This window comes from Paenibacillus sp. FSL L8-0494, assembly GCF_038003695.1.
In the GTDB taxonomy this organism is placed as follows: domain Bacteria; phylum Bacillota; class Bacilli; order Paenibacillales; family Paenibacillaceae; genus Paenibacillus_AQ; species Paenibacillus_AQ odorifer.
Genome location: NZ_JBBOPQ010000001.1, coordinates 6,205,543 through 6,226,199, shown reverse-complemented (window position 1 = coordinate 6,226,199; position 20,657 = coordinate 6,205,543). Strand labels below are relative to the sequence as shown.

At 44.0% G+C, this 20,657-nt stretch carries 31 protein-coding genes; 29 read left to right on the top strand and 2 right to left on the bottom strand.

Annotated elements, in window-relative coordinates; all coding sequences use genetic code 11:
- Nucleotides 1–27: 27 nt before the first annotated feature.
- The 25 genes from NYE35_RS28200 (at nt 28) to NYE35_RS28080 (ending at nt 15,818) form a co-directional block, all read left to right on the top strand.
- The gene (locus tag NYE35_RS28200; protein WP_013312154.1) at nt 28–213 is read left to right on the top strand and encodes a type Z 30S ribosomal protein S14; all 186 of its coding nucleotides are present in this window, start codon (nt 28–30) and stop codon (nt 211–213) included.
- Nucleotides 214–245: 32 nt separating this feature from the next.
- Entirely contained in the window at nt 246–644 is a 399-nt protein-coding gene (rpsH, locus tag NYE35_RS28195; RefSeq protein ID WP_036680560.1) for a 30S ribosomal protein S8, read from the top strand.
- Between the two features lie 30 nt (nt 645–674).
- Nucleotides 675–1,217 carry a 50S ribosomal protein L6 gene (gene rplF / locus NYE35_RS28190; protein ID WP_036680562.1) on the top strand — a complete coding sequence of 181 codons (543 nt, stop codon included), beginning with the start codon at nt 675–677 and terminating at the stop codon, nt 1,215–1,217.
- 84 nt (nt 1,218–1,301) lie between these two features.
- Complete coding sequence (gene rplR, locus NYE35_RS28185; protein WP_036680564.1) at nt 1,302–1,670, top strand: 50S ribosomal protein L18; 369 nt, start codon at nt 1,302–1,304, stop codon at nt 1,668–1,670.
- A gap of 27 nt (nt 1,671–1,697) precedes the next feature.
- Nucleotides 1,698–2,195 (top strand): 30S ribosomal protein S5, encoded by a 498-nt coding sequence (rpsE, locus tag NYE35_RS28180; protein WP_036652980.1) that lies wholly within the window; start codon nt 1,698–1,700, stop codon nt 2,193–2,195.
- 14 nt (nt 2,196–2,209) lie between these two features.
- A complete protein-coding gene (gene rpmD, locus NYE35_RS28175) occupies nt 2,210–2,395 on the top strand; it encodes a 50S ribosomal protein L30 (RefSeq protein ID WP_036680567.1) in 186 nt (61 codons plus the stop codon).
- Between the two features lie 40 nt (nt 2,396–2,435).
- Nucleotides 2,436–2,876, top strand: coding sequence for a 50S ribosomal protein L15 (gene rplO, locus NYE35_RS28170; RefSeq protein ID WP_036680569.1), 441 nt, complete (start codon nt 2,436–2,438; stop codon nt 2,874–2,876).
- Nucleotides 2,876–4,174, top strand: a complete 1,299-nt coding sequence (secY, locus tag NYE35_RS28165; protein WP_076099614.1) for a preprotein translocase subunit SecY — start codon at nt 2,876–2,878, stop codon at nt 4,172–4,174. The genes rplO and secY overlap by 1 nt, the downstream gene beginning before the upstream one ends.
- Before the next feature lie 96 nt (nt 4,175–4,270).
- Nucleotides 4,271–4,915: an adenylate kinase gene (locus tag NYE35_RS28160; protein WP_038573451.1), complete on the top strand. Its 645-nt coding sequence runs from the start codon at nt 4,271–4,273 to the stop codon at nt 4,913–4,915.
- Between the two features lie 4 nt (nt 4,916–4,919).
- Nucleotides 4,920–5,672 carry a type I methionyl aminopeptidase gene (gene map / locus NYE35_RS28155; protein ID WP_038573450.1) on the top strand — a complete coding sequence of 251 codons (753 nt, stop codon included), beginning with the start codon at nt 4,920–4,922 and terminating at the stop codon, nt 5,670–5,672.
- 11 nt (nt 5,673–5,683) lie between these two features.
- Nucleotides 5,684–5,992, top strand: a complete 309-nt coding sequence (locus tag NYE35_RS28150; protein WP_036680581.1) for a KOW domain-containing RNA-binding protein — start codon at nt 5,684–5,686, stop codon at nt 5,990–5,992.
- Nucleotides 5,993–5,994: 2 nt separating this feature from the next.
- Nucleotides 5,995–6,210: a translation initiation factor IF-1 gene (infA, locus tag NYE35_RS28145; protein ID WP_036652996.1), complete on the top strand. Its 216-nt coding sequence runs from the start codon at nt 5,995–5,997 to the stop codon at nt 6,208–6,210.
- A 53-nt stretch (nt 6,211–6,263) separates the two neighbouring features.
- Entirely contained in the window at nt 6,264–6,377 is a 114-nt protein-coding gene (rpmJ, locus tag NYE35_RS28140) for a 50S ribosomal protein L36 (protein WP_003322638.1), read from the top strand.
- Nucleotides 6,378–6,396: 19 nt separating this feature from the next.
- A complete protein-coding gene (gene rpsM, locus NYE35_RS28135) occupies nt 6,397–6,765 on the top strand; it encodes a 30S ribosomal protein S13 (protein WP_036680583.1) in 369 nt (122 codons plus the stop codon).
- A 19-nt stretch (nt 6,766–6,784) separates the two neighbouring features.
- Nucleotides 6,785–7,180, top strand: coding sequence for a 30S ribosomal protein S11 (gene rpsK, locus NYE35_RS28130; protein WP_019908251.1), 396 nt, complete (start codon nt 6,785–6,787; stop codon nt 7,178–7,180).
- A gap of 130 nt (nt 7,181–7,310) precedes the next feature.
- Nucleotides 7,311–8,255: a DNA-directed RNA polymerase subunit alpha gene (locus NYE35_RS28125; protein WP_036680585.1), complete on the top strand. Its 945-nt coding sequence runs from the start codon at nt 7,311–7,313 to the stop codon at nt 8,253–8,255.
- 34 nt (nt 8,256–8,289) lie between these two features.
- The gene (rplQ, locus tag NYE35_RS28120) at nt 8,290–8,655 is read left to right on the top strand and encodes a 50S ribosomal protein L17 (RefSeq protein ID WP_019908254.1); all 366 of its coding nucleotides are present in this window, start codon (nt 8,290–8,292) and stop codon (nt 8,653–8,655) included.
- 317 nt (nt 8,656–8,972) lie between these two features.
- Entirely contained in the window at nt 8,973–9,755 is a 783-nt protein-coding gene (gene truA, locus NYE35_RS28115) for a tRNA pseudouridine(38-40) synthase TruA (RefSeq protein WP_036680587.1), read from the top strand.
- Nucleotides 9,756–9,984: 229 nt separating this feature from the next.
- Nucleotides 9,985–10,422, top strand: coding sequence for a 50S ribosomal protein L13 (gene rplM / locus NYE35_RS28110; protein WP_036680589.1), 438 nt, complete (start codon nt 9,985–9,987; stop codon nt 10,420–10,422).
- Between the two features lie 20 nt (nt 10,423–10,442).
- Nucleotides 10,443–10,835, top strand: a complete 393-nt coding sequence (gene rpsI, locus NYE35_RS28105) for a 30S ribosomal protein S9 (protein WP_025706574.1) — start codon at nt 10,443–10,445, stop codon at nt 10,833–10,835.
- Between the two features lie 197 nt (nt 10,836–11,032).
- A complete protein-coding gene (locus NYE35_RS28100; protein ID WP_076273158.1) occupies nt 11,033–11,671 on the top strand; it encodes a hypothetical protein in 639 nt (212 codons plus the stop codon).
- A 228-nt stretch (nt 11,672–11,899) separates the two neighbouring features.
- A complete protein-coding gene (locus NYE35_RS28095) occupies nt 11,900–12,592 on the top strand; it encodes a phosphoadenylyl-sulfate reductase (protein ID WP_036680616.1) in 693 nt (230 codons plus the stop codon).
- 37 nt (nt 12,593–12,629) lie between these two features.
- On the top strand, nt 12,630–13,799 hold the full coding sequence (sat, locus tag NYE35_RS28090) for a sulfate adenylyltransferase (RefSeq protein WP_094902172.1): 1,170 nt from the start codon (nt 12,630–12,632) through the stop codon (nt 13,797–13,799).
- A gap of 78 nt (nt 13,800–13,877) precedes the next feature.
- The gene (cwlD, locus tag NYE35_RS28085; protein WP_038573445.1) at nt 13,878–14,618 is read left to right on the top strand and encodes an N-acetylmuramoyl-L-alanine amidase CwlD; all 741 of its coding nucleotides are present in this window, start codon (nt 13,878–13,880) and stop codon (nt 14,616–14,618) included.
- 90 nt (nt 14,619–14,708) lie between these two features.
- Entirely contained in the window at nt 14,709–15,818 is a 1,110-nt protein-coding gene (locus NYE35_RS28080) for an Mrp/NBP35 family ATP-binding protein (protein WP_076317120.1), read from the top strand.
- A 59-nt stretch (nt 15,819–15,877) separates the two neighbouring features.
- Here the strand turns inward: NYE35_RS28080 and gerD are convergent, their stop codons facing one another.
- Entirely contained in the window at nt 15,878–16,564 is a 687-nt protein-coding gene (gene gerD, locus NYE35_RS28075) for a spore germination lipoprotein GerD (RefSeq protein WP_036680627.1), read from the bottom strand.
- Nucleotides 16,565–16,695: 131 nt separating this feature from the next.
- Between gerD and NYE35_RS28070 the strand changes: the two genes are divergently transcribed.
- Nucleotides 16,696–17,286, top strand: a complete 591-nt coding sequence (locus tag NYE35_RS28070) for a KinB-signaling pathway activation protein (RefSeq protein ID WP_038574906.1) — start codon at nt 16,696–16,698, stop codon at nt 17,284–17,286.
- A 243-nt stretch (nt 17,287–17,529) separates the two neighbouring features.
- On the top strand, nt 17,530–18,351 hold the full coding sequence (locus tag NYE35_RS28065; RefSeq protein WP_094902170.1) for a PPK2 family polyphosphate kinase: 822 nt from the start codon (nt 17,530–17,532) through the stop codon (nt 18,349–18,351).
- A 50-nt stretch (nt 18,352–18,401) separates the two neighbouring features.
- On the opposite strand, the gene pdaB is transcribed toward NYE35_RS28065, so the two are convergent.
- Nucleotides 18,402–19,205, bottom strand: a complete 804-nt coding sequence (gene pdaB, locus NYE35_RS28060; protein WP_036680629.1) for a polysaccharide deacetylase family sporulation protein PdaB — start codon at nt 19,203–19,205, stop codon at nt 18,402–18,404.
- Nucleotides 19,206–19,313: 108 nt separating this feature from the next.
- Here pdaB and NYE35_RS28055 point away from each other — a divergent pair, with 108 nt between their 5' ends.
- Together NYE35_RS28055 and NYE35_RS28050 are read left to right on the top strand one after the other, a co-directional pair.
- Nucleotides 19,314–19,925, top strand: a complete 612-nt coding sequence (locus NYE35_RS28055; RefSeq protein WP_036680630.1) for a stage II sporulation protein M — start codon at nt 19,314–19,316, stop codon at nt 19,923–19,925.
- 252 nt (nt 19,926–20,177) lie between these two features.
- The gene (locus NYE35_RS28050; protein ID WP_036680631.1) at nt 20,178–20,408 is read left to right on the top strand and encodes a hypothetical protein; all 231 of its coding nucleotides are present in this window, start codon (nt 20,178–20,180) and stop codon (nt 20,406–20,408) included.
- Nucleotides 20,409–20,657: the final 249 nt, after the last annotated feature.

Genomic DNA, 20,657 nt, shown 5'->3' with positions numbered 1-20,657 from the left:
GAAAATGTTTAGGAGGTGTCAGGCTAAGTGGCAAAAACTTCGATGAAAGTTAAACAACAACGTACGCCTAAGTTTAAAGTACGTGCATATACACGTTGCGAACGTTGTGGTCGTCCACATTCGGTACTGCAAAAGTTCAAAATTTGCAGAATTTGTTTCCGTGAATTAGCTTATAAAGGCCAGATCCCTGGCGTGAAAAAAGCAAGTTGGTAAGAAGTTTATAAACGGGAAGGAGGTTTACACACATGACTATGTCTGATCCTATTGCAGATATGCTTACTCGTATTCGTAACGCTAACATTGTGCGTCACGAGACGGTAGAAATGCCTGCTTCTACTATGAAGAAACAAATCGCTGACATTTTGAAGCGTGAAGGTTTCATCCGCGATGCGGAATTCGTTGAAGATAGCAAACAAGGGATTATCCGTATCTTCTTGAAATACGGCCCTAACCAAGAGCGTGTTATTTCTGGTTTGAAAAGAATCAGTAAACCAGGCCTTCGCGTATACACGAAGAGCAATGAAGTGCCTCGTGTACTCGGTGGTCTAGGAATCGCGATTATCTCCACATCTAAGGGAGTTATGACCGACAAAGAAGCTCGTCAATCAAAATCTGGCGGAGAAGTTGTCTGCTACATTTGGTAATAAACGTCACAAGATAAGGAGGTGCAACACATGTCTCGTATTGGTCGCAAACCAATCGCAGTACCTAGCGGTGTAGATGTCACTTTGGACAACGCCGTTATTACAGTAAAAGGTCCAAAAGGTTCTTTGACTCGTGAGCTTCATAAAGACATGAAGGTTACAGTTGAAAATAACGAAATTACCGTTGTTCGCCCGTCGGATAACAAATTGCATCGTTCACTTCACGGCACAACCCGCTCCGTTGTCAACAACATGGTAGCAGGTGTGACTGAAGGTTTCTCGAAATCTCTGGAACTGGTTGGGGTCGGATATCGTGCAAGCAAATCCGGAGATAAAATCGTTCTGAACGTTGGTTATTCCCACCCGGTTGAAATTACACCGGAAGCTGGTATCGAGTTCGAAGTTCCTGCGAACACGAAGATCATCGTTAAAGGTATCGATAAAGAACGCGTTGGCGCATACGCTGCTAAAATCCGTTCCGTTCGTGAACCAGAACCGTACAAAGGTAAAGGTATCAAATATGAAGGCGAGCGTATCATCCGCAAAGAAGGTAAAGCTGGTAAGAAGAAATAACCAGTTTAAACTTAATTGTAAGATACCCCGTGCATCTTAAAGTGAAGCTGTTTACGGCAAACTGAAGGGAGTGAAAGGGAAGTCATGATTACAAAAGAAGATAAAAACAAGGCTCGTCTCAAAAGACACCTGCGTGTTCGTAAGAAGATCCAGGGAACTACTGAGCGTCCACGTTTGAACGTATTCCGTTCTTCGAAACACATCTACGCTCAACTGATCGATGATGTTAAAGGGGTTACTATCGTATCCGCTTCTACACTTGATAAAGATCTGAGCGCTAATATCGGTAATGGCGGCAGCGTTGAAGCTGCAGCGAAAGTTGGCCAATTGGTCGCTGAGCGTGCCAAAGAAAAAGGCTATGCAGTGGTCGTATTCGACCGCGGAGGTTACTTGTACCATGGACGGATTCAAGCATTGGCTGATGCAGCTCGTGAAGCTGGTCTTGAATTCTAGAATAATTCTTAAAAGGAGGTTAACGACTTGCGTGTAGATCCGAACAGTTTAGAACTGACAGAAAGAGTTGTACACATTAACCGTGTTGCAAAAGTTGTAAAAGGCGGACGCCGTTTCAGCTTTAGTGCACTTGTTGTTGTGGGCGACGGCAACGGCTACGTCGGTGCTGGTATCGGTAAAGCCGGCGAAGTTCCGGATGCCATCCGTAAAGGCATTGAAGACGCCAAGAAAAACCTGATTCACATCCCAATCGTAGGAACTTCGATTCCCCATCTCGTTACTGGACACTTCGGCGCAGGACGCGTGTTGCTGAAACCAGCATCAGAGGGTACTGGCGTTATCGCTGGCGGTCCAGTTCGTGCGGTATTGGAATTGGCAGGCGTTGGCGACATTTTGACAAAATCACTGGGTTCTTCGAATTCCATGAACATGGTCAATGCAACTTTGGAGGGACTTTCCCGTCTGAAACGCATTGAAGAGGTCGCGAAACTTCGCGGCAAATCTGTCGAAGAATTGCGCGGTTAAGGAGGGGAACGTCAATGGCAAAATTGCAAATTACCCTCGTACGTAGTGTAATCGGACGTCCAGAAACACAACGTGTTACTGTTAAGACGCTCGGCCTGCGTAAACTCAACACGACAGTGGTTCACAATGACAGTCCTGCAATTCGCGGAATGATCAATAAAGTGAGTCACTTGCTATCTGTAACTGAAATTGAAGGCTAAACGCCTCGCATAAATTAACAAACATAAGGAGGTGCAAACGATGAAGTTACATGAACTTGCTCCAGCTCCTGGTTCCCGCAAAGAACGCAATCGCGTTGGTCGTGGTCCTAGTAGCGGAAATGGTAAAACTTCCGGTCGCGGTCACAAAGGTCAAAACTCACGTTCTGGCGGTGGTGTTCGTCCGGGCTTCGAGGGTGGACAAAATCCGCTCTATCGTCGTCTGCCTAAACGTGGTTTCGTCAATCCTACCCGTAAAGAGTATGCGATTGTGAACCTGGAAGATCTGAATAGCTTTGCAGAAGGAACTGAAGTGACTCCGCAGTTGTTGCTTGAAACTGGTGTTGTCAAGAATTCCAAAAGCGGCATCAAGATTCTCGGCAACGGTGAGTTGACCGTAAAATTGACTGTACAAGCAAATAAGTTCTCTCAATCTGCGGTAGAGAAAATCGAGGCTGCCGGCGGTAAAACCGAGGTGATCTAATGTTCAAGACGCTTAAGAATATCTGGCATGTTGAAGATTTGCGCAAAAAGATCCTGTTTACCTTGTTCATTCTGATTATCTACCGTATCGGTTCGTTTGTTCCGGTTCCTGGTGTGAACAAAGATGTACTGCAAACAGCAAATCAGAGTGGTGACGCTTTGATGGGACTCTTGAACACCTTTTCGGGCGGAGCGCTCAAAAACTTCTCGATATTTGCGATCAGTATTTACCCGTACATTACAGCATCCATCATCGTGCAATTGCTGTCGATGGATGTTGTTCCTAAGTTTGCTGAATGGGCTAAACAAGGGGAGCACGGGAAAAAACAATTGGCGCAAATCACTCGTTACGGTACAGTGATATTAGCCCTGATCCAAGGTTTTGCTACGTCGATAGGGTTTAACCGGATTTATGGAACTCAAATGATGCCGAATGCGACATTTGCTGATTACTTGCTGGTTGCCATTATCTTGACGGCGGGTACTTCTTTCTTGATGTGGCTTGGTGAACAGATTACCGAAAAGGGAATCGGGAACGGGATTTCGATCCTGATTTTTGCGGGAATCGTCGCCGCCATTCCGGGATATATCACAAGTACGGCTAACTCAAGTTTTATTCAGCCGGATCAGGTGTTCCTGAATATTCTTAAAGTCGTTATCGTGCTGATTGTGATTGTAGCGATTATTACAGCAGTTATCTTCGTACAGCAAGGTATTCGGAAGATTCCTGTTCAATACGCTAAACGCGTAGTCGGCAATAAAATGTACGGTGGACAGAATACACATATCCCATTGAAAATTAATGCGGCAGGTGTAATTCCGGTAATCTTCGCCGTATCATTGCTTCAGTTCCCAGTTGTTCTCTCCAGTTTCTGGTCAACACATGCCTGGGCTCAATGGATTGCTAAGTATTTAGCAACCGATGCTCCACTTGGTATGCTTCTGTATGTAGTGATGATCATTGGATTCACGTTCTTCTATACGTTCGTGCAGATGAATCCTCAGCAGATGGCTGATAACATGAAGAAGAATGGTGGGTACATTCCAGGTATCCGTCCTGGTAAAGCTACAGAGAAATATTTGACTAGAGTAATGTCTCGTCTGACTATGTCCGGCGCTTTGTTCTTAGCTTTGATCTCTGTTCTGCCGATGTTCTTCGGTGCTTTATCTGGATTGCCTAAAGAAGTTCGAATTGGTGGTACATCACTGCTGATCGTAATCGGTGTGGCATTGGATACTATGAAGCAGATCGAGAGCCAATTGATCAAACGCCATTACAAAGGCTTCATCAATAAATAGGTGATAGGTTCCGGTGAAGCTTAAGTTTTTATTCTTCCCGGCACCTATTATGCTGTTTCTTGCTTGGTGGCGAACTTTTGGGGGGAGAGAGAAATCGTGAACATTTTATTCATGGGCCCTCCTGGGGCAGGCAAGGGAACACAAGCGGCAGAAATCGTTAAAGAATTTGGTATTCCTCATATTTCGACAGGAGATGCTTTCCGTTTGGCAATCAAACAGGAAACTCCGGTAGGATTGAAGGCCAAATCATTTATAGATCAAGGTTTGCTTGTACCAGATGATGTGACCATTGGGATAGTCGAAGAACGGTTGCAGCAGTCCGATTGCGAAAAAGGATTTCTATTGGATGGTTTTCCAAGAACTCTTTCGCAAGCGGAAGCGCTGGATGATATTCTTAGCCGTTTGAACACTTCTTTGGATCATGTCATCAACTTGAATGTTGACCGTGGATTGCTAATGGCGCGTCTTACTGGACGTCGTATCTGCAGCGTTTGCGGAGCATCCTACCATTTAATCTTCAACCCGCCGAAGCAAGATGGCATTTGCGACATTGATGGCGGTGAGTTATATCAACGTCCGGATGACAACGAAGAAAGTGTAGGCAAGCGCCTGGATGAGTATGATAATAAAACAGCGCCGCTGCTTGCGTTTTATGATAATAAAGGTCTTTTGCGTCAGGTAAACGGGGAAAACGAAATTAATGTCGTTACTTCTGAAATCGTGTCTTTAATGCGGGGTTAATGTAATGATCATTTGTAAATCCGAACAGGAACTTGCCTTTATGAGGGAAGCTGGTCGAATTGTTGCCGAGAGTCACCGTCTTATTGCTCAGGCCATTGAGCCTGGCATTACAACGGGCGAGCTCGACAGAATCGCCGATCAATACATTCGCAGTCAAGATGCTGTGCCGTCTTTCAAAGGCTACAACGGTTTTCCTGCCAGCATTTGCGCTTCAGTCAACGAACAATTGGTGCATGGATTTCCAGGTAAACGTAAACTGATCGAAGGCGATATTGTTACGCTGGATATCGGTGCAGAGTACCGCGGTTATCACGGTGATTCCGCCTGGACCTACGGTGTGGGCAGCATTTCCGAAGAGGCTCAGCGTTTGCTGGACGTTACGGAAGGCTCCTTGTACGCGGGACTGGCGTTAGTTAAGCCGGATGTGCGCTTGTTTACAATCTCCCATGCTATTCAGCAGTACATCGAAGAGGCTGGTTTCTCAGTCGTACGTGAGTATGTTGGTCATGGTATTGGGGCAAAACTGCATGAAGAACCGCAAATTCCGAATTATGGCATAGCGGACCGCGGACCACGTCTGAAACCGGGTATGGTGCTCGCGATTGAGCCGATGGTAAACGCAGGAAAGAGACATGTCAGAACACTGGAAGATAACTGGACTGTCGTTACGGTTGATGGCTCACTATGTGCTCACTTCGAGCATACAGTAGCAGTTACTCCGGACGGCATGGAAATTTTCACAAAACTGAATGCGTAGGTGATCTCCTCTTGAATACTGTGAGCAGCCCGCAGGTTGGTCAATTAGTGAGAATTCTCAAAGGCAAAGATGCCGGAGAGGCAGCCGTTGTTATCGCAGTTGTTGATAGCAGATTTGTATACATTGCAGATGGAGACAAACGTAAGTTTGATGGGCCAAAGAAGAAGAATATTCTTCATCTTGAGCTCATACCCTTCATCAGCAGTGAGGTTGTGGACAGTTTGAAGGAAACTGGGCGGGTAACAAACGGAAAGCTGCGATTCGCAGTCATGAAGTATGCTGGACCCACCGGAATAAGTGCTGATGAGAAAGGAGACTAACTGTGGCTAAGGAAGATGTCATTGAAGTAGAAGGTACTGTCCTTGAACCGTTGCCAAACGCAACGTTTAAGGTTGAGCTTGAGAACGGTCATCAAATACTTGCCCATGTATCCGGTAAATTGCGGATGCACTTTATCCGTATTTTGACCGGAGACAAAGTGGTCGTGCAGTTATCGCCTTATGATTTATCAAAAGGTCGTATAACTTACCGTAAATAGATGGGAACTACGAAAAAAGTTTTGCTTCGCAAAACTTTGAGGAGGTAATTAACATGAAGGTAAGACCTTCTGTAAAGCCCATTTGCGAGAAATGTAAAGTAATCCGCCGCAAAGGGACTGTTATGGTGATTTGCGAAAATCCGAAACACAAACAAAAACAAGGTTAAGAAGGGGGTGTAGCGTAAAATGGCTCGTATAGCTGGAGTGGATTTGCCACGTGACAAACGCGTTGAGATCGCCTTGACTTATATTTTCGGAATCGGTAAAACGACTTCTCAGAAAATTCTTAATGAAACAGGCATTAGCGCTAATACACGTGTCCGTGATTTGACGGAAGATGAAGTCAGCAAACTGCGTGAAACGATCGACAAAACGGTTAAGGTTGAAGGTGACCTGCGTCGTGAAATTTCCTTAAATATTAAACGTCTTACTGAGATCGGCTGTTACCGCGGTGTTCGCCACCGTCGTGGATTGCCTGTTCGCGGTCAACGTACTAAAACGAATGCCCGTACCCGGAAAGGCCCGCGTCGTACGGTAGCAAACAAAAAGAAATAATAAGGGGGGATAAGAGACAATGGCTAAACCGAAAAAAGTCGTACGTACCAAACGTCGCGACCGTAAAAATATCGAATCCGGCGTGGCACATATTCGTTCCACGTTCAACAACACCATCGTTACCATCACGGATCCTCACGGAAATGCAATTTCCTGGGCAAGCTCCGGCGGCCAAGGATTTAAAGGTTCCCGTAAGTCCACTCCATTCGCAGCGCAAATGGCAGCTGAATCGGCAGCTAAAGCAGCTATGGAGCACGGCATGAAGTCGGTTGAGGTTATGGTTAAAGGACCGGGCGCGGGCCGCGAAGCAGCCATCCGTTCCCTTCAAGCTGCAGGGCTTGAAGTTAACCTTATTAAAGACGTAACTCCGGTTCCTCACAATGGATGCCGTCCGCCTAAGCGTCGTCGCGTATAGTGAAATCAGTATTGTGAATGTGGTATAATTCTGACGCATCTGCTAATAATAGGTGTTTAGGCATACTACATGATGCACCTGATGGGGTGACAGTTTCATATAGGAGCGACGTTGAAGGAGGGGTAAACTCGTGATAGAAATCGAAAAGCCGAAGATTGAGACCGTAGAAGCTAATGATGAAGGTACCTATGGGAAATTCGTAGTTGAACCGCTGGAACGTGGGTATGGCACGACTCTGGGGAACTCGCTTCGCCGGATATTGCTTTCTTCGCTTCCAGGAGCCGCAGTGACTTCGGTCCAAATTGACGGCGTTCTGCATGAGTTCTCGACCGTTCCAGGCGTAATGGAAGATGTGACGGAAATCATTCTGAACCTTAAAGCCTTGTCTCTGAAGATTCATTCAGACGAGGAAAAAGTGTTCGAGATTGATGCTGAAGGGGAAGGCATCGTTACCGCAGGTGATATCCGTGCGGACAGCGATGTTGAGATCCTCAATCCGGATCTTCACATTGCAACGCTGGGACCTGGTGCGAGACTTCATATGCGTATTTTTGCAGGCCGTGGTCGCGGCTATGTCCAAGCGGACCGGAACAAACGTGACGATCAGCCAATTGGTGTTATTCCAGTTGACTCCATCTACACTCCAATTTCACGCGTTAACTACGGCATAGACAATACACGTGTTGGTCAAGTGACCAACTACGACAAATTGACGCTTGAAATTTGGACGGATGGAAGTATCAGACCGGAAGAGGCTGTAAGCCTCGGAGCCAAAATTTTGAACGAGCACCTCGTTCTGTTCGTAGGTCTTACGGACGAAGCGAAAGACGCCGAAATTATGGTTGAAAAAGAAGAAGACAAAAAAGAAAAAGTACTTGAGATGACAATCGAAGAGCTTGATCTTTCTGTTCGTTCCTACAACTGCCTCAAACGTGCTGGTATTAATACCGTACAAGAGCTTACCACGAAGACTGAAGAAGATATGATGAAGGTGCGTAACCTTGGTCGCAAATCTTTGGAAGAAGTTCAGGAAAAGCTTGAGGAACTTGGTTTGGGTCTCCGCACAGAAGAATAGCTGCAGATTGCTTTAGTAAAGGAGGGAAAACACAATGGCATACCAAAAATTGGGCCGTGATTCCAGTGCGCGTAAAGCGTTATTTCGCGACATGGTAACGGATCTGTTTTTATACGAGCGCATCCAAACAACGGAAGCTAAAGCGAAAGAAGTTCGTTCTATCGCTGAAAAGCTGATCACTAAAGCTAAAAAAGGTGATCTTCATGCTCGTCGTCAAGTAGCTGCATTTGTTCGCCGCGAGACTGTTGATGGTGAACAAGATGCAATTCAAAAATTGTTCTCTGACATTGCTCCTCGTTACACTGAGCGTCCAGGTGGATACACTCGTATCCTTAAACTAGGACCTCGTCGTGGCGACGCTGCGCCTATGGTTTATCTTGAATTGGTAGACCGCGCGTAGTATCACAAGTATTGATTTCCGATGCTTCCCTTTCATCCAGCCCTCTTTGGAGTAAAGATGGGGGAAATATCAGCGTTATTGTGCTGCAGAGGCGCAAGACTCTGCTGTACTAATAACCGTGGGAATCACCTTGGTTCAATTGAAGGAGCTCCCGCAGGGGCTCTTTTTTTTGAAATTAAGGATCCTATAGGACTTGTAGTTCTATATATGAAAAATGGATGCCGTCCTTCTAGGGACGGCGAAGCCATTTCTTCAAATAGAAGATCAGACAGTGCTTCGATCGACGTTCTGCTGACCGGTTTAAAAAGGAGAACGGAATGCGCAATCTATTGATGAAGGTCAATTATGACGGAACGAATTATGATGGCTTTCAGACCCAGCCTCAGGGCAATACGATTCAGGATCGGCTGGAGCAAGCCATACTCCATCTGACTGGTGAGAAGCTGAAGATTACTGCTTCAGGCCGCACAGATGCCGGAGTACATGCCTATGGCCAGCCTTTTAACTTTACAACCTCCTCTCGAATCCCAACTGAACGTTGGTGTCTAGCGCTTAATGCCCGGCTGCCACAAGACATCGTGGTTACAGAGGCTAGGGAAGTTCCGCTAACGTTTCACTCTCGTAGAGGGGCTAAGCGTAAAACTTACCGATACACGATTAATGGCAACAGGTTTCCAGATCCGTTTCAACGGCGCTGGCAGCTTCACCATCCAGTGAAGTTGGATATTCCTGCGATGCAGCAAGGCTTAACGCAAATTATAGGGACACATGACTTCACTTCGTTTGCATCACGACGGTCTACGAAGACTTCTCATGTACGAACGATCTTTGAAGCTCATATGGAAGTAGATCGCAGTATGTGCCGACCCTCTTCATCAGATCAAGGAGTTATCCATACTTATATAACGGGTAGTGGATTTCTTCAGCACATGGTTCGCATTATTATGGGGACTTTGATCCATGTGGGGGAAGGTAAAATACCTGCTGATAAGGTTGCTGAAATATTGGCAGCATGTGATCGATCACATGCTGGTCCAACAGCTGTGGCCATGGGGTTAGCTTTGTGGAGTGTTGAATATGACGAGATTGAAAGTGAATAGTTTTTTCTATAAATTTCTTCCTAATTAATAGGCTAAATGTTTAAAAATCACTTGCACTTGTTATGTTTATACTGTAATATAAAAGTTGTGTTTTCTTGATGGCTATCCCACAGCCCCGATCAGGAAAATGCCAAAAAAATGCTTTGCTTAACTCACATAATCGTAATTCAATGAGAAACAAGATATACGAAACAGAAGATTTTCGTACGAGAACAAGGAGGAAACATTCATGCGTACCACCTATATGGCGAAGCCGAACGAAGTTGAACGCAATTGGCACATTATTGATGCCGAAGGCAAAACACTCGGTCGTTTGGCCAGCGAAGCCGCTGCTTTGATCCGTGGCAAACACAAACCGCAATTCACTCCACACGTTGATACAGGAGATTTCGTTATCGTAATCAACGCTGAGAAAATTCACTTGACCGGTAAGAAATTGCAAAACAAAAAATACTACCGTCACTCGATGCACCCAGGTGGTTTGAAAGTTACTAATGCTGAAACTCTGCTGAACACTAAACCAGAACGCGTAATTGAATTCGCGGTTCATGGTATGATTCCTAAGACTCGTCAAGGGGACCACATGAAGCTGAGATTGAAAGTATATGCAGGCGCCGAGCATCCACATGCAGCACAAAAACCTGAAGTTTACGAACTTCGCGGATAAGAATAGAGGAGGACAGTTTCATGGCACAAGTACAATACTATGGGACAGGTCGTCGTAAACATTCGGTAGCACGTGTTCGCCTTGTACCGGGTGAAGGACGCATTGTCATTAACAAACGTGAGATGGACGAATATTTCGGTGTGGAAACACTGAAAATGATCGTAAAACAACCTTTGAACCTGACTGAAACACTGGGCAACTACGATGTAATCGTTCTTGCACATGGTGGCGGCATTTCCGGTCAAGCTGGAGCAATTCGTCACGGTATCTCCCGTGCATTGCTTAAAGTTGACCCTGAATATCGCGGTGCATTGAAGAAAGCCGGCTTCCTGACTCGTGACCCACGTATGAAGGAACGTAAGAAATACGGCTTGAAGGCTGCACGTCGTGCGCCTCAGTTCTCGAAACGTTAATATCTACAGAATTCAACCCTTGGCCTTACGGCCGAGGGTTTTATTTTTTTATATCAGAACAGAATCATATTTAGAGCTGTGTTTCAAACTAACCTATTTCTTTCGGAATAGGTTTTTTTATATTTATAATTTTTTTATTTAAATCATAGCAACTTTTTCCATTTATAGGCGTTTGAGGTTATAAAGGTGGTCAATATATGAAAAAACAAAATAAGTTTCTTTCAATAGGTGTGTTGGCTTTCGTATTGGTTGTCGGTGCTGCAGGATTGATTAACAATAACAAAGCTGTAAAGGGAGATAATTCTCCTGCATTTATTAGTTCTGAAGCAAAAGTTATTGGTTATCGTGATTTTAATGAGCTAGACAACACGGCTGAATTGATACTGAAAGGCAAAAAAGCTAAAGTCATAAATACATTTATCGATAAAAATGAATTTGGTGAAACGATTGATTATCATACGCAATCTGCAATAAAGATTAATCAGATTTTCAAATCCGATAATCCAGATATTGTAGAGGGCTCTGAAGTTACTGTGCAAGAAAATGGAGCTATCGAAACAACAGAAGATGGAACATTGATCTATGGAATTGAAGGTTATCAGTTAATGAATGAAGATGAAGAGTATTTATTATTCTTAGATAAAAGTTTAACCGATCCTAATGTTTATTTTGTTAAAGGAGTTTACTACGGTAAAATTCCTTTGAGTGAACCAAAAGTGAATAAGATACTGGAACAGTCTGAGGAAGAGTCTTCTCAAGATTTAGAAATCTATGGTGAGTATCCTGAAGCGTTAAATACTATATTTAAAGAAGCCTTAGAAAAATACGGGAGATAAAAAAGCACATAAGAAACCTTTAGCCGTTATGCTTAAGGGTTTTTCTTGTTTAGCCCCTTTCCACAAGAAATGGGCTTTTTTTGCATCTATTTACTAATTCTAACGGTTGAAACGCATTGACTTCCTCAGTAAAAGTTATATACTATTTCATATAGAATTAGTTGGTTTTATTACTTCTTTTACCTCATTTATTCATACGATTAATATTTTGGATGGAGGAATACCTTAATGAACCTGCTCGAGAAAGAGGATTTAATCAAAGTTAAGGCCGAAGAATTAGAAACTGCATCACCCGAGGAAATTATCCGCTGGGCTGTAGAAACATTTCCTAACATTACTTTTGCCTGCAGCTTTGGTGCCGAAGATGTAGTGCTAGTTGATATGCTTCACAAAGTTAGTCCGTCTACAGACGTCTTTTATCTCGATACAGATTATCATTTTAAGGAAACCTATGAGACCAGAGATTTGATGGCGGATAAATACGGGCTGGAGTTCGTACGAGTGTCTCCACAAATCACTCCGCAGGAGCAAGCACTTCAACACGGTGATGCGTTATGGACAGTAGATCCTAACCAATGTTGTGGGATTCGTAAAGTAGAGCCGCTGACTCGTATCCTATCTCAATATGAAGCTTGGATTACAGGCATTCGTCGTGACCAAGCGCCTACCCGTGCTAATGCCAAAAAGGTTGAGTATGATTATAAATTTGGTTTGGTTAAGTTTAATCCAATTGCGGATTGGACAACTGAGGATGTATGGAACTATATTCGTGAAAATGATGTAATTTATAACCCTCTACATGACCGTAACTATCCAAGTATCGGCTGTGAGCAATGTACACGTCAGGTTATGCCTGGTGAAGATCCGCGTGCTGGACGTTGGGCTGGATCAGAGAAGACTGAGTGCGGATTACACAAGTAAGACCTATCCCCGTGAGAACCCAGAAGGAGAGACGATAATGACTTCAATACGTCCGCATGGCGGAACATTAGTAAACCGTGTAGTAGAGGGTACAGAAAGAGAAGAATTGCTGCAGCTTGCACGTGAATATAAGGCGATTGCCGTGAACACCTGGACTTTATCTGATTTGGATCTAATAGCGGTAGGTGCATTTTCTCCACTAACTGGATTTTTGAATGAACAAGATTATCACTCCGTAGTCAAAAACATGCGTTTAGAAGATGGCACAGTGTGGAGCATTCCAATAACACTTGCTGTAGAAGAGGATGTGGTCTCTGGTTTAGCTATTGGAGACAAAGTATCTCTAATCGGTGAAGAGGATGGCGAGATCTACGGTTTAATGGATATTGAGAGTATTTATACGGTTGATCAAAACCTTGAAGCGCAAAATGTATTCAAAACAACAGACCCTGAACATCCAGGAGTAAGTAAGCTGTTGGCCCGCCCGGCTACCTATGTAGGAGGACCAATTACAGTGCTGAATAGACCACAGCCAGAAAAGTTCGGAGAATTTTATTTTGACCCTTCAGCTACACGTAAGATATTTGCAGACAAAGGCTGGAGAACAGTTGTAGGCTTCCAGACGCGTAACCCAGTTCATCGTGCACATGAATATATTCAGAAGTGCGCTATGGAGGTTGTAGACGCTCTGTTCTTAAACCCGCTTGTGGGTGAGACGAAGTCTGATGATGTACCGGCAAATGTACGAATGAAGAGCTACCTGGCGCTTTTGGAGAATTATTATCCTGAGGATCGTACCTTTCTAGGTGTTTTCCCGGCAGCCATGCGTTATGCAGGTCCGAGAGAAGCGATTTTTCATGCTATGGTTCGCAAAAATTACGGCTGCACCCATTTTATTGTCGGACGTGACCATGCGGGTGTAGGTGATTACTACGGAACTTATGAAGCACAAGAAATTTTCGCGAATTTTACCGCTGAGGAACTTGATATTACTCCATTATTTTTTGAACACAGCTTCTTCTGTAAAAAATGCGGAAATATGGCTTCCAGTAAAACCTGCCCGCATCCTGGCGACGATCATATGACTTTGTCGGGTACAAAGGTACGGGCTTTGCTTCGGGAGGGTCAATGTCCACCTCCTGAATTTACGCGACCTGAGGTTGCGCAGATTCTAATTGAAGGCATGACTCAAGAAGTAACAGCTTAATCATCGTTAGCTAGTACTATTTGGCCTTCTTGTCCCATATAGATGAGTATTATCTATCGGGACGAGGGGGTCTTTGTTATGTCTGGCCGAAAACACAGTAAAGTCTCGGTCTGGATCTCATGGAGCAGTATCAAAAAATGTATGCTGGGCGCGACACTGCTGGCTATAATGATCGGCATTATAGCGTATGACATGCCTACTGCCAAAACGTTAAATTATTGGAGTCTTCCTTTGTCTGGTAAAGTGATCGCTATCGACGCTGGACATGGGGGAGCAGATGGAGGGGCAGTTAGCCGGGAAGGGCTAATTGAGAAAGACATTAATCTTGCGGTCTCTCTTTATTTACGTGATTACCTGCAACAGGCAGGGGCTATTGTTGTGATGACCCGTGAAGGGGATTATGATTTAGCTCAGGAGGGCACTAAGGGCTATTCTAAGCGCAAGACTGAAGATCTTAAGCAAAGAGTAAGAAGCATTGAAGAGAAGGGCGCAGATCTTTTTATAAGCGTTCATATGAACAGTGTACCTTCGAACCGGTGGAGCGGGGCGCAGACCTTTTACTATCCCAATCACAAGGATAATAAAGCTATCGCAGAGTTTGTACAGAGTGAGCTGAAGACTACACTGGAGAATACTGATCGTGTAGCTAAGACTGTAAATACTGTTTATCTATTAAAAGCATTAAAAATACCTGCGATCCTTGTAGAGGTCGGTTTCTTGTCGCACCCTCAGGAATCAGTTCTGCTCGGAGATGATGTTTATCAACGCAAGGTAGCGACTAGCATATATCGTGGCATTCTTCGTTATGCTTCCGAGTAGCCGGGACTACTCATCAGGAGATGGGTAATGCTATAATAGACAAAAACTCCGGAAGAATTCTCCTCCGGAAAGGAAACAGAGGTGCTTTCCATGCTGACTAGGGAACATATCCAGGAAATACTGCAGTCATTAACAGACCCGGAAACCGGAAAAAGCCTTGTGGAACTACAGCTGATCCGTGACATTATGATTAAAGAAGATCGTATTTCTTTGTCAATCGTATGTCTGGATCCTGAAGAGCAAAGTCGCATGGACCTAGAACAACAGGTTCGTGAGTTGCTTGAAGCGGGTGGAGTCACTAATGTACATATCCGGCTGCGTGATGCAACCGATTATGAACGTGCTCTGCTTCGCGGAGAGAGTGCTGGGGAAGAGCCATTGGCTGATGAACCGGGGAAACTTAAGGGACATGCAGCAGGCCTTGACGATCATGAATTAATCAATGAGAACTCTGGTGTTAACTTTATCGCCATTGCCAGTGGTAAAGGCGGGGTTGGAAAGTCTACGGTTACTGTGAATTTGGCAGTAGCTCTGGCTAGAAAAGGTAAAAAGGTTGGATTGATTGATGCGGACATTTATGGGTTTAGCATCCCTGATATGATGGGAATCGAAGAGGGCCCCGTTGTAGAAGAGGGAATCATTATTCCTGTGGAACGTTTCGGAGTGAAGGTCATGTCTATGGGCTTCTTTATCCGTGAGAATAGTCCGGTAATTTGGCGGGGACCTATGCTTGGCAAAATGCTGCGCCAATTCTTTGGTGATGTGGGCTGGGGAGAACTTGATTATATGCTGCTTGATCTTCCTCCAGGTACAGGTGATGTGGCGCTTGACGTACATCAGATGCTCCCTCACAGCAAAGAGATTATTGTTACGACCCCTCATGCTACCGCAGCGTTTGTGGCGGCTAGAGCGGGCTCTATGGCTCTGCAGACAGAACATGAGATTATTGGAGTCATTGAGAACATGGCTTATTATGAGTGTAAAGACTGCGGTAAAAAAGATTATATTTTTGGCAGAGGTGGAGGCGCGCGGCTTGCGGAGACACTCCATACGGAGCTGCTTGCACAAGTTCCATTGGGCGCACCGGACAACCATATTTCTGAACCGGATTTCTCGCCTTCTGTATACAAGGAAGACACACCAACTGCCTTGTTGTTTGCTGATATCGCCGATAAGCTGATTGCGAAATATGAGCACTAATTATTGTGCATAAAAAGAGGCCGTCCCACTTTGTTAGGTGGGATAAGGCCTCTTTTTTGTTATGTGCTTGAATCATCGCCGCTACCGCTGCCACTTTCACCACCGCTGCCGCTGCCTTCCTGTTTATCGCCGCTTTCGCCGCCCTTTTTCTGTTCCTTCGGCTCGAGCTCGTCCTGAACGACCTTTTTAAGTAAATTCAATACCTCCATCCGGAATAATGGAGTCTGCATAGATTCCTGGATGGTCTTCATGGATTGCTTTCGGTAGTCAGGTGTTTTGGTGAGATTAAGAAACATGGTCATCATTTCTGGAGACTTCATGATTTCTTCGACGGATTTTTGATATGTGGGATCTTTAATTAGTTGCAGGTGCAATTCTTTGCTTTGTGATTGAATGGCTTTAGCAAAATCGCCTGCGAACTTGGGATCAGTCATAATTTTCTCGATTTCCTTTTGATATTCCGGTGCAGTGAGGGTATCTTTAACAGCGGTTTTTATATCCTCTGTTGTTTGAAGTGGCATCATTTTCATACTCATTCCGCTGGTGCCTCCAGAACTGGAATTTGATAATGATTCCTCAACCGCTTTTTTCCCATCTTCACTTTTTAATATATCAATAACCATGGTCTTCATTTCTTTATAACTGCCCTGACCAGAAGAAGAACTGCTCTGCTCACTTCCGCAAGCCGTTAAGGCCATAACAAAGCTTAAAGCCAAACCCACAGATCCGATAAATCTCCATTTCATTGGCGCTGCCCTCCTTTATTAGGATTCTCCAGTTGTATTATGCCGCATTAACACACATTTATGTTGCTGATGTAATGGTGTTTTGTCGGTATCCTTGGTAAAATAAATCTGACATAGGGGAGGTGAAGTGGCTGAGTATAAAAAAATGGTTTTATTTATTTTGGACAACCCTTCTAATAGGAGCGGGCGGAGCAGTAATCGCAGGTCTGGCACTGCAATTCGTGAACGGTCGAATTGATTTCAAAAGTGTCGCTGATTTCTTTTTATACCCGTTGATACTATTCGGCTACGGTATGCTTGTCAGTGTTTATGCGCAACTTGGTTTTTTTGCTTATCTAATTTTGAATTACATGGGCAATGGTGTTTTCCCACCAAAAATTTGGAAATACATACAACTGGTGCTTTCTGTGCTCGCATTGCTTGAACTGATTTTTTTGCGTACCGTCGTTGGCGGGGAAAGAAGTGTCTTGTCTGATCTAATACTAGGAATCTTTATTTTGTTAGCTGCCATTATTGTGTCTTATTTCAAAGTGAAAAGTACAAACATCTCAGCTTGGATTCCAACCCTCTTTTTTATGACAGCTATTTCAATTGTGGAAATTATCGGCGTGCTCCGTATAGGTGTTGATAGTGCGACAGTGTTTATTGTTGTTCCGCTCATCGCCTGTAATGCATTCCAAATTTTGATGCTTCACCGTATTCTCAAGCCGGCAGCCGGATAAAGGCTGGGGCGAATTCAGCAAATCATGAACCCCGTGCTCTGGCCTTCAGAAGACGGGGTTTTTTGCTCTAGGATGTATCCTAACGATTAAAATCCGCTGGAGGAGGTTAATCTTAAAGAACAATAGAGCGGATTCTTTGTGTGTAGCAACGCTCACAAAACTAAGCAGATGCTTCCGAAGCGAGTTTTGTACGTAGTAATACAAAGCGTAGCATCGCTCACAAAACTTTCAGGAGGGGAATATATGGACATCAAGCGCTATATGATAAAAGACACAAATGAAATCCAGCTTAACAAGCTGGACCCGGACGATACAGGTAATTTTAAATCAAAAAAAGAAGCAGAAGCCAAAACAGAGCAGTTAAAGGAACGGTTGGCAGAACTTCAAGATATTCTTTTTGCACAGAAAAAGCATTCACTGCTAGTAATTCTGCAAGGGATGGATTCCAGCGGTAAGGATGGAACGGTTAAACACATTTTTTCAGGGATCAATCCACAAGGCTTTACAGTGACCAGCTTCAAGAAACCTTCTCTGGAGGAAGAAGCTCACGATTTCTTATGGAGAGTGCATCAAAAGACACCCCCTAAAGGCTACATCTCTGCATTTAACCGCTCACACTATGAAGATGTATTGGTACCGCGGGTACATGGGGGACTGAAAAAGGATGACTTGAAGCGCCGCTTTCGTTACATACGGCAGTTTGAGGAGATGCTGGTGGAAGAGGGAACGACAATTATCAAGCTTTTTCTGCATATTTCAAAAGAAAAGCAGCTTAAGAAAATCAAAGAACGGCTTGAAGATCCCAAAAAACACTGGAAATTCGACGCAAGTGATCTACAGGAGCGGGAGTTTTGGGATGATTACCAAGAGGCATATGTAGATGTTTTTAAGGAGTCTAGTATTGATAAAGCACCCTGGTACTGGATACCAGCCAATCATCAATGGTACCGCAACTATTTGGCCTTATCCATCGTTGTAAAGACACTGGAGAGTCTGGATCTGAGCTATCCGAAGCTGAATACCCCCACACCCGACATATCGGAGCTCATTTCCCCGCGTCATTAATATTTGGATAAGACCAACATCTATTGCGGTACCTAAGATTGGGAGGAGCGTTACAGCCCAGCAGCATCCTCTAAGGCACTATTTAGTGAGGCCGAGTCACGAACCTCTTTACCCTCTGCGTTGCTTTGGCTGATCAGCTCAGAGACGGTAACGAATTCATAACCTTGTCTGCGGAGCTCATCGATAATTTGCGGAAGAGCTTCGTGAGTTTGTTTGCAGGAATCGCTGGCATGCAGTAGAACGATATCACCAGGATGTGCTTTAGTCGTTACACGCTTCACGATATTGTCTACACCTATGTTCTTCCAGTCTAGAGAGTCTGTGTCCCACTGGATGACTTTGTAACCAAGATCATTGGCCACTTGCAGAACTCTTTTGTCAAAATCACCATTAGGCATACGAATTAGATTGGGTTCTTTACCGGTTAATTCTGTAAGCACAGTGTGAGCCGTTGTGATCTGAGTGCGAATCTCTTCGTTACTTAGAGTGCTGTAATTGACGTGTTTATGGCCATGACTGCCAATTTCGAATCCTGCGTTTTTGATGCTTGTTACAATATCCGGGTGAGTCTTACTCCATGGTGACGATAGGAAGAAGGTGGCTTTGTCCACTTTCTTGTCTTCAAGTACCTTCAAAATTGGTTCGGGTCTCTTTTCCCCCCAGCTAATATCGAAGGTTAGGGCAATCAGCTTCTTCTCTGTTGGCACACTGTAAATGGCAGAAGGTCCAGCCTCAGAAAAAACGGTGATATTACCCCTCTCGACATAGACAACTCCAGCAGCAAGAAGCACAGCGGCGAAGATATAGATGAACCTTTTGATCTTTTTGCCGCTGAATACATAAAAAGAATTCATTAATGACAGCGCTCCTCTCCCATGCGAAATGCTTGTTTGTTCTAAATGTATGCTCGTACCGCACGGTTATGACCTAAGAAACAGAGATCACAATTTCAGGAGGTATTTATGTTGTCGTTCTTCACGTTTGTTAAAGATATTAAATCGATCCGCAAGGCTTTGCTGCTGTCCTGTCTGCTCTTCGTAATAGGAGCGGTTGTTGGCTGGGTAGCCACAAGTAGTCTGGAAAAACTATTGGTTCAGCAATTGGAAGGGCTAAGTGAGATCAGCGGAAACTTAAGAGACACCTCTAATCCGCAATGGAACTTCTTTGTATTTATATTTTTGAATAACGCCATCAAGGGCGTGGTTATTATTTTCCTGGGAGCGTTGTTCGGCATATTGCCAGCTATATTCTTATTTATAAACGGAGCGGTAATTGGCTACTTGATACATTTATCCGCACTGCAAGGACAGGATTTGTTCGATTTAATCGTAAAAGGATTACTGCCACACGGGATTATAGAGATTCCGGCAATCATTATCGCGTGTGCCTTTGGACTGCATTTTGGCGGGAAAGTGATTTCAAGTTTATTTCGATCTACAGATAGAAAAGAGGAGAGAAGCGCAGACTGGTCTGCTTTCATGCGTCAAACACTTACGGCTTCCATATGGACTGTAATCCTGTTATTTGTTGCAGCCATTATTGAAAGTACAATTACTTTTTCACTTTTATCATAAAACTTCCGGGAATAGAGCATAACATTAAGGGCGTTCATCCAAGGATTACCTAAAGGTAAGGAGTATATAATCGAGACGAAACCATAAAGGGAATTTTTAATAATTATGGTTATAAAAAGAGGACTCCGGTTAATCTAGTGTAAGAGGATCTTAAGGCAGCTTTCTCCATGAGATGTACTTACTGATTATGCAAAAAGGTTTTGGGGGTTTAGAGAAGGTGTTAATTGCAACTTCATGAAGGAGGCCAAGCATATGTTGGGAATGTTGTTTAACGAAAAGGAATGCAAGGAACTGGATTATGTTTTGAGAAAAGAACTAGATGAGATGCTGTTAGATTTGAGTGATCAGCGCTTGGACCAAAATATCAGGCACGCCATCGCTAATAGATATAAGACTGTATTCCGGATGTATGCTCGCTTCGCTCCTCAGAAAGAGCTTTCCAAGTATGCATGGGGTGGACGTTCTTCTCAGTATAAACACTGAAGATATACGAGAATTGCTACAGTTTTATAAAGTTTTCAGATTATTTAATAAAATAGCTTGACTAAAAAGGAGTGCTCATGATAAATTATATCTCGCGCTCCTTTTGCTTGTGTAAAAGGGAAGCGGAAGGCAAGAAAAATTGAAAAAAAAGATTTTTCAAAAAAAAAGACTTGCCAAACAGCTTAACACTGTGATATATTATAAAGGTCGCCGCTGATAAACAACGACGACGAAATGAGAGACATTGAT

Excerpts from the sequence above, each read along its gene's own strand:
- rpsH (WP_036680560.1), top strand. The coding sequence starts at position 246 with ATGACTATGTCTGATCCTATTGCAGATATGCTTACTCGTATTCGTAAC.
- rplF (WP_036680562.1), top strand. The coding sequence starts at position 675 with ATGTCTCGTATTGGTCGCAAACCAATCGCAGTACCTAGCGGTGTAGAT.
- rplR (WP_036680564.1), top strand. The coding sequence starts at position 1,302 with ATGATTACAAAAGAAGATAAAAACAAGGCTCGTCTCAAAAGACACCTG.
- rpmD (WP_036680567.1), top strand. The coding sequence starts at position 2,210 with ATGGCAAAATTGCAAATTACCCTCGTACGTAGTGTAATCGGACGTCCA.
- rplO (WP_036680569.1), top strand. The coding sequence starts at position 2,436 with ATGAAGTTACATGAACTTGCTCCAGCTCCTGGTTCCCGCAAAGAACGC.
- secY (WP_076099614.1), top strand. The coding sequence starts at position 2,876 with ATGTTCAAGACGCTTAAGAATATCTGGCATGTTGAAGATTTGCGCAAA.
- map (WP_038573450.1), top strand. The coding sequence starts at position 4,920 with ATGATCATTTGTAAATCCGAACAGGAACTTGCCTTTATGAGGGAAGCT.
- rpmJ (WP_003322638.1), top strand. The coding sequence starts at position 6,264 with ATGAAGGTAAGACCTTCTGTAAAGCCCATTTGCGAGAAATGTAAAGTA.
- rpsM (WP_036680583.1), top strand. The coding sequence starts at position 6,397 with ATGGCTCGTATAGCTGGAGTGGATTTGCCACGTGACAAACGCGTTGAG.
- rpsK (WP_019908251.1), top strand. The coding sequence starts at position 6,785 with ATGGCTAAACCGAAAAAAGTCGTACGTACCAAACGTCGCGACCGTAAA.
- rplQ (WP_019908254.1), top strand. The coding sequence starts at position 8,290 with ATGGCATACCAAAAATTGGGCCGTGATTCCAGTGCGCGTAAAGCGTTA.
- truA (WP_036680587.1), top strand. The coding sequence starts at position 8,973 with ATGCGCAATCTATTGATGAAGGTCAATTATGACGGAACGAATTATGAT.
- rplM (WP_036680589.1), top strand. The coding sequence starts at position 9,985 with ATGCGTACCACCTATATGGCGAAGCCGAACGAAGTTGAACGCAATTGG.
- rpsI (WP_025706574.1), top strand. The coding sequence starts at position 10,443 with ATGGCACAAGTACAATACTATGGGACAGGTCGTCGTAAACATTCGGTA.
- NYE35_RS28100 (WP_076273158.1), top strand. The coding sequence starts at position 11,033 with ATGAAAAAACAAAATAAGTTTCTTTCAATAGGTGTGTTGGCTTTCGTA.
- NYE35_RS28095 (WP_036680616.1), top strand. The coding sequence starts at position 11,900 with ATGAACCTGCTCGAGAAAGAGGATTTAATCAAAGTTAAGGCCGAAGAA.
- sat (WP_094902172.1), top strand. The coding sequence starts at position 12,630 with ATGACTTCAATACGTCCGCATGGCGGAACATTAGTAAACCGTGTAGTA.
- cwlD (WP_038573445.1), top strand. The coding sequence starts at position 13,878 with ATGTCTGGCCGAAAACACAGTAAAGTCTCGGTCTGGATCTCATGGAGC.
- NYE35_RS28080 (WP_076317120.1), top strand. The coding sequence starts at position 14,709 with ATGCTGACTAGGGAACATATCCAGGAAATACTGCAGTCATTAACAGAC.
- gerD (WP_036680627.1), bottom strand. The coding sequence starts at position 16,564 with ATGAAATGGAGATTTATCGGATCTGTGGGTTTGGCTTTAAGCTTTGTT.
- NYE35_RS28065 (WP_094902170.1), top strand. The coding sequence starts at position 17,530 with ATGGACATCAAGCGCTATATGATAAAAGACACAAATGAAATCCAGCTT.
- pdaB (WP_036680629.1), bottom strand. The coding sequence starts at position 19,205 with ATGAATTCTTTTTATGTATTCAGCGGCAAAAAGATCAAAAGGTTCATC.
- NYE35_RS28055 (WP_036680630.1), top strand. The coding sequence starts at position 19,314 with ATGTTGTCGTTCTTCACGTTTGTTAAAGATATTAAATCGATCCGCAAG.
- NYE35_RS28050 (WP_036680631.1), top strand. The coding sequence starts at position 20,178 with ATGTTGGGAATGTTGTTTAACGAAAAGGAATGCAAGGAACTGGATTAT.